Source organism: Aureibaculum marinum, from assembly GCF_003813905.1.
Lineage (GTDB): Bacteria > Bacteroidota > Bacteroidia > Flavobacteriales > Flavobacteriaceae > Aureibaculum > Aureibaculum marinum.
Map to the genome: position 1 here is coordinate 1 of NZ_RPFJ01000101.1, position 7,288 is coordinate 7,288.

The 7,288-nt window shown below is 30.6% G+C and carries 4 protein-coding genes; all 4 read right to left on the reverse strand.

Going from position 1 to position 7,288, the window contains the following annotated elements; genetic code table 11:
* Positions 1–230 precede the first annotated feature (230 nt).
* The gene (locus EGM88_RS15530) at positions 231–2,699 is read right to left on the reverse strand and encodes a DEAD/DEAH box helicase (protein ID WP_123899332.1); all 2,469 of its coding nucleotides are present in this window, start codon (positions 2,697–2,699) and stop codon (positions 231–233) included.
* Positions 2,696–4,654, reverse strand: a complete 1,959-nt coding sequence (locus EGM88_RS15535) for a site-specific DNA-methyltransferase (protein WP_123899333.1) — start codon at positions 4,652–4,654, stop codon at positions 2,696–2,698. Before EGM88_RS15535 ends, EGM88_RS15530 begins: the two co-directional genes overlap by 4 nt.
* Positions 4,654–4,869, reverse strand: coding sequence for a helix-turn-helix transcriptional regulator (locus EGM88_RS15540; protein ID WP_123899334.1), 216 nt, complete (start codon positions 4,867–4,869; stop codon positions 4,654–4,656). Before EGM88_RS15540 ends, EGM88_RS15535 begins: the two co-directional genes overlap by 1 nt.
* Before the next feature lie 998 nt (positions 4,870–5,867).
* Positions 5,868–7,043 carry an SIR2 family protein gene (locus EGM88_RS15545; RefSeq protein ID WP_123899335.1) on the reverse strand — a complete coding sequence of 392 codons (1,176 nt, stop codon included), beginning with the start codon at positions 7,041–7,043 and terminating at the stop codon, positions 5,868–5,870.
* Between the last annotated feature and the right edge of the window lie 245 nt (positions 7,044–7,288).

Consider the following 7,288-nt stretch of genomic DNA (forward strand, 5'->3'; position numbering starts at 1 on the left):
TTTTAATCCACTCATTGACCGTTGTAGGTGCAATAGAGTAGAGTTTACAAAGTTCGCTCTTTGTGTGTTTTCCGGTGGTAAGTTCGGCTAATATTTTCAGTTTAAATGGTTCTGAATACCGTCTAATTACTTTGTCATTTCTATACATAATGTTTAAAATTATGTAGCCTTTATTCAGGACGGGTCAACGTTGTAGGCAATGTGATTGTATATGGCTCGTAGCGTTGGCTTTAGTCAAATAGTTCATTTAATGGTTTCCAATTTTCTGTCAATTTTCCTGGCGTATAATCGTAGTCAAATTTCACTGCGTATTCCGCTTGTGGTTCTTCAACTCCTTTTACTGTTGCTTCTAACAGATACCTTTCGTTGTTGAAGTAATACCATTGATTATTCTCTAACACTACAAGTCCGCCAACATATTTTATGTCATTTTCATTTAATTCTTTCAGTTTATCAGTAAGTCCTTCAGCTCGTCCTTCAGGGTTTTGTGCTGTCTGTCCGCTTTTTGTGTCAAATATTCCAAATCTTCCGTCTTTAAATTTTAAAATCCAATCAGGATAAAAAAGAGCTTCTTCCTCTTTCGCTGTATTGTAATATCTCAAACAATAAAATTCTTTACCTGAATCTCCATTTTTAAACCACCAATCCAACTTATCTTTTTTCTGTTCAAGATAGTTTATGAATTTTAATTCATTTTCTCGCCCTTTGTATTCTTTTTTCAAGTAGAATGGTTGGATTGCACTTAATTCAGAAGTTCCTTCATCTGCGGTTAACTCTGCATAATCTTCAGTAAATGTGTATTCTTCTTTTATTTCAAAGAGTGGAGCTTCTCTTTTTTCTATATCCTTTTTACGCTTTTCTAAATATTCTTTCTTTATTGGATAATAATCTTTTAAGGTTTTTGTCAGTGCTTGTCTAAAAACACTTGACTGCTCCTTATTTAAATCATTTATTAAAATTCGGTAATACAAATTGCTATCTTGGTCAAATATGCTTTTAAACCAAACTCTAAATGCTGATTTTAAAGGCGACCAAGAACGAGAAACGTTTGAAACTTTTGCTTCTGCTTCTGTTTGTTCTGAAAGTAGTTGAAAGCAATACCAATTAAATAATTTCTCAACGTCATTTCTTGAAATCTCATAATCTTCTTCGTGTCCTTTTTTGGCAAAGTCTAAATTTATTTTGTCATAGTCGGTAAACTCTGCATCAACAATTAATTTATTCGTGAGTGTTGGATTTATGTCAATTCCTTTCGCTTCAATTTTTTCTCTTTGAGTAATTGGGTGGTCTTTTTCCTCAAAGTCGAAATAACTATTAAACGATTTCAAAAAACTCATTTGAAATTTTACTGCGTGACCTAAATCGCCATAATCGACACGAGAAATAAAGTCTGAATATAAACCTTCAATGTTTTCTAAATCTTCTTTACGTTTAGAAGTATAGATAAATGGTTTATTTTTTGTTCCTTGGTCTGGAATTTCTACATCATTACGTTTGTAATTTGTGTATAAATAACCTGTTCTTAAATTCGGATTGTTTTTGTAATCGTCTTTACGATATGGTTCTACCATTCTCAATATTCTACCAATGGTTTGAGTATAAAAAGAAGCCGAATTAATCTCTCTAAACATTACCAAAATATGAGCTCTCGGACAATCCCATCCTGTACCTGCGGCTTGTTTAAACAGCATAAAATCAACATCACTTTCGATATGAGTAATGAAGTCCATATTTTTCTGTTTACCATCAAACCATAAACCAACTTTCCTATCAATGTCGATTTTCTTTTTTTGTAGATAGTCTAAAACAATTTCCTCTTTGGTTTTTTGTCCTGCATCTTTCAAACGACTATCGTCATTTGGTAGTTGGATTAAAACCAACGGATTTATGTCTTTACCCAAAGTTTTATATTCTGCTTTAATTTCTTTTTGGCGTTTAATAGCCAAATCTAAAAGCAACTCATCTAAATCCTTATTTGGATATTTTGCTAAATCTTCTTCGGTTTGAACTGCAATTTTTTCTTTTATTAAACCTTCTTCTACAACTTCTTCACGCTTTACACCAACGTAACCTGCTGTTCCTTCTTCAATTTCATCAATACCTGGAATGTTTTTAGGTGTTGCAGAAACATTGAGAATTACTTTTGGATTGATAATATCAATTACTTCTTGGGCTAAATCCGTATCTCGGTTTTTATGGCTTTCGTCAATGATTAAGACAAATTCTCTGCCTTCTTTATGCGTGTTTTCGATTAAGTCCTCAAAGTAATATCCTTGCTCTTTTAAAAATTCTTCTTCGTCTGGTCGTCTTAACAAACGATTTTCTTTTTTGGAAGCAACTAATTTTTGCCAATTGATAAACAGTATATCGTTTTTGTGAAGTTTACCTTGTTTAAAATCATTAACGGATAATAAACCATTTTCAAGGTTTGTATCAAAATATTCTTGAAACTTGTCTTTGCTCTGCATTGCCAAGTCTTCAGAAAATGTAATCCAAATAAAGGCTTTATCATAATCCCAAGTTGGCATACCATTTAAGCTATGCACAAAATTGGCAACCATAAAAGTTTTACCACTTCCTGTGGGTGATTTGAACGCTAAAAGTCTTTGCGGTTCTGTATTTCCCCACAAATTGGTAAAAGTGGAAACTAATTTATCTATGGCTTTCTTCTGAAAGTCTAATGGATTAAATCTGCTCATACGGTAACTATATTGTAAATCTTTTTGTAAATCTCTAAAATGGGTTGCGGAATAGTTTTAATGGTAATGTGTTCCAAATGGTCGAACAAGGTTTCAAATTCACTTTTATTTCCCCAACTAAAAAGATACAAATTGATTGGTTTTTCTATGTTTTCAACATTTTCTAAAAAAGTTTCCATTTCGGTCAATTCCTCTTTGAAATAAATGGCAGTTACTTTTTTATCATTTTCAAATAATTGGTAACAACTACTTAATTCGATTTCTTCTAAAGTGTTTTCTGCAATGGAAAGCAAATAACCTGCTTTGTGGGCTAATGAAGACTTATCTTCGTCAGTAGCTGAAAGAATGTTGTTGGAGCCTACAAAGTCGGTTTTGTAGTACTTTAATGAATTGCCAAATCCTTGAACTTGATTTTGTTTTTTTATAATGCCACTAATAATAAATTTATTATTTCTTATTTCTTGCTTTATTTCGTCATATCGATCTTTATAATCATCATTGTCAAAATCATCAATTGCTTTTAGAATAGCAGTATTATTTTTTAGGTTTGTTGGCTTTAATGGTAGTTCAAAAAGTATTTCTTTTTGATTTTTTGTTTGGCTATATCCACCAATTACATTTCTTATTCTTGGATATGTAACTTCTGTTGCAATATTTGCTTCGTTATTCGTGCATAGGATCACCTGTCTTTTTCCTTTGTCTATGCTATTTTGTTCCATTACAGCTTGAGCCGTTGAGCCACTGCCAGCAAAGAAATCGAGAATAATAGCGTTCTTTTTTAGACAACCAATACTTATCAAAAATTTGATAAAGTCAGTTGGCTTTTTCCCATTTCTAAAAGTTATTCCACCTTCATAACCTACGTTATTGAATGTTTCTTCGAAGTCTAAAAAATTTGGGTAAGGCACTTCTTTTATATCATTTCTACTTTGTGGAACTCCTTGGAAATAAAATCCATTAGCATTGTTTTCAGATTTTCTTGTTAAAAAATATCTGTAATCATATTGGTCATCTCCAATATTTGGAACTTTGTATAAATAGTTAAAAAGATTGTTTCTTTCTTCAAGATATTTCATATGAAATCTTCCTGAACTATTTCCCTCCTTTATAGATCCTCGAATATTAATTTTTTGGAAATTCTCACTTGAAGGCTCCGTTTTTATGATTTTATATTCATTTGGTTTAAAAATTTCAACTTCCTTATTTCCAAAAGTTATTTTCTCTGGATTATCAATTAGTTCTTCTACTTGATATACATACTTGTCTATTGAAGTATTATCTTGTAGCCTTTTAATTGTTTTGAACTTATTTGATTTTCGATAAAGAAGAAGTTGTTCCGTTGTTTCGTGGTAATCCTTATCTCCTTTTAGAATACGGTCTTCGTGTCTAACCTTGACTGTAAATGTTGTTAAGTAGTTTGACTCTTGAAATATTCGGTCACAAAGTAGTTTTAGCGAAGCGTATTCTTCTTCGTTGATTGAAATAAACATAACTGCATCATCCTTTAATAGATTGTATGCTAATTCCAATCTTTTACTCATAAAAGAAAGCCAATAACTATGTCTTAATGGGTGGTCTTTTGGAACTTCTGTTCCATCAGGGTATTTATCTAAAACTCGTTTGTCTTTATATCTAAAACCATCCGAACCTGTGTTGTAAGGTGGATCAATATAAATTAGATCAATTTTTCCTTTGTGCGTGTAATTTAGGCAAGTAAGCGAATGATAATTGTCGCCTTCAATTAAAATGTGGGTAGGTTTACCGTCATCATTTTTTATTGCTTTTTCTTTTACCTCTGTCAAAATAGGTAGTTGGTTTTCGCTTTCTTCTTCAAATGCTTCTGGCACGTCCAACCAAGTAATTCCGTATTTCTCGGTTTTAATTCGGTTGTTGGCAACTTCTAATTTCTTTTTGAGTGCCTCAATTTCAGCAAGTAGATCCTTTTCTGTCGCCATTAGTTATTCTCTTTGTTAGATATTATCAATTCTTTCACGTCAATGTATAGTAATTCGCTAATTTGAATTAAGGTTTCTAAAGACGGTTGCACTTCATTAGTACACCATCTTGAAACAGTCGTTTCGTTTTTGTCAAGTTTTTCGGCAAGCCATTTGTTGGTCTTACCATGTTCAGCTAAAACTGCTTTTAATCTGTTAATTGCTTTTGAAGCCATATTAATCTGCATTTAATGCAAATATATCAACTTTTAATGAAAATTCAATGTTCGAATATGTGTAGTGTAAAAAAGCAAGCTCTTTTATTATTTCGAGCGTTGGAATTGAGCCTTGGCAAAAAATAAATGTTCCTGACTGTACGTTGGCGTTTTTAGTTCAAATGTACAATTTTAGCACGATTTTTTGCATTACTACTAACGGTTCTTGTATGGTGCGTTTGCATCCCGCAGGGTGCATATGCATTATACTAATTGTTGTAACACGTTTTTACTCTGTTCTATCCTCTCTTTTCAATTCAGTTAGTTTACGGCACTGATCGAGGCAAATTCTACTATATAAAAATTGGACTTCATAATTTTGAAGTCCTTAACCAACTGAACTTCTTTGCCTTTTAATTCACTTTCAGTATTTAAAGAATTCTATTTTTTAGTTACATAAATTAAATGTTGAGCAAATGACAAGTCAAAATAAAACAGGCTAATAATAAAAATAATATATTTAGAATTATTGTTTTTATATTTGACTTCTCGATAATATTATTGATTAATAAAACTATAAAAATAACGGAATAGATAGAGGAAATTATTGGTGAGTAATTATAATAAAAATTATAACAACTATTTTGGAATAAACAAAAAAGCATTATTGTAAAATAGACAAAAAAAGAAATTTTTATTAGTAATATTATTTTTTTCATAAGTTAGTTTTCCTAATTATTTATATGGAAAAACAGATATTGATTAAGTAAAATGTTTAATGTTTTTTTATCAGAATCTGTTTGGTTAAATGTGATACAACGGCTTAGGCTAAGGTTAGTACGGGATTAAATTAGCATTTAATTTCGGATTAAGCGATTAGCCAAAACTTTTTATTTTGTTTTATCTTTTCTTGTTCTAAATCCAAATCAAAAGATTTGGCGGACTTTATAAAATTAAACTAAACTTTGGATTAAGCACCAAAACCCGTATTAATTTTAGCCATTGTTGGCAACTGGCTTTTATTCACAATCGTTTAATTCCAAATTATTTGGTGTTTTTTCAATTATTTTCGCATTAAATTTTTTAGCAAATAATTCAATTTGTTTAGTTGGATATGGGTCAACAATTACAACAGGATACTTTTTAAAATCAAAATTACTTTCTATCATTTTGTTTATTTCACTATCTCCACATCCATATCCGACTATTATAAGTTTATTAGAAAGAGATAGGTTTTTTTTGAAATTAGCAAACACTTTATCGTAATAGTAAGGCTCTCCATATCTCAAAATTTTAGATGTTGTTCCTGATAGAAAGTCTGGATGATAATTTACCCAATCATTTACATATTTATAGCCTCCTTGACCATCATCAACTTCTTTATACAATTCAGTTGTTCCTATTCCTAATTTGATTTTTACATACGTGTCAATTCCAGAATCTTGTAAATGAAAAGGAAACTGGTCAAAACTTCCGTGAAGTTTATAAAGTCTAAATGTATCTTTGTAAACATTAGTAAAATATGATAATCTAACTTTTACATTTCCTTTTATCCCACCGTAATATTTTGAGCCTAATTCGTTAAATCCGTCCGAAAATTGTCCTTGAATCCAATCTGAATTTGATAAGGTTTCAAAAAAAATGTCGTGATTTAAAGTATGAATATGTGTAATTCCTTCTTTTCCCCAATTTTCTATACAATTTAAGAATCCTGTATATCCAGGATAAATTGGTTTTGAATAATGGATAGATTCGTAAAATTTATTACCATCTCCATCCACTATGAACTTTGAAATTAATTGATTAAAGATATTATTCGTTTTACTGATAAGATTTAAATTATTAGTGTCTAAATGATATTCTTTTCTGAAATTTTCGCAAAAATCATCAAATTCAGTTCCTTTTTCTTCTGGTTTTACATTGTTGTAGAAATCAAAAAATTCTTCATAATTAAATCCTCCAGTTTTTTCTCGATAATACTTAATTAGATTTACAACAAAAATTTTATGTTTTGAATCGCTTGAAAACCAATTCGGGTCTTTTTCAGTTTTTTCTTTTAAGAGAACTGTTCCTTCGGATGCAACCCAAAAGTCTTCTGCTGTTAATTCGGTTAGTTTATTATTAAGTTGATTAGCTGTTGGGTATCCTTTGTTAACCGAAAACCCTGCTCCAAGTAGTATTGATGTTTCTTTCATTTAAATTCAAATAATTTACTTGCTGTATAAGTTATTCAGCTTGTTGCCAATAAGATGTGTAAAGATAGTAAAACGTTAGTTTTATTCTCTTTACATAGTGTTAGTTGTTGTTAAACGGAACTCAAAGGTAGTTTCCTTTGAGTTAGTGAGTAAAATAACTTCGCCTCTATGGATTTTAGCTTCGCTAAAAAACGTAGAGTGGAAGACTGTAATGCCCAATAAACTTGACTTTGTCATAATAAAAC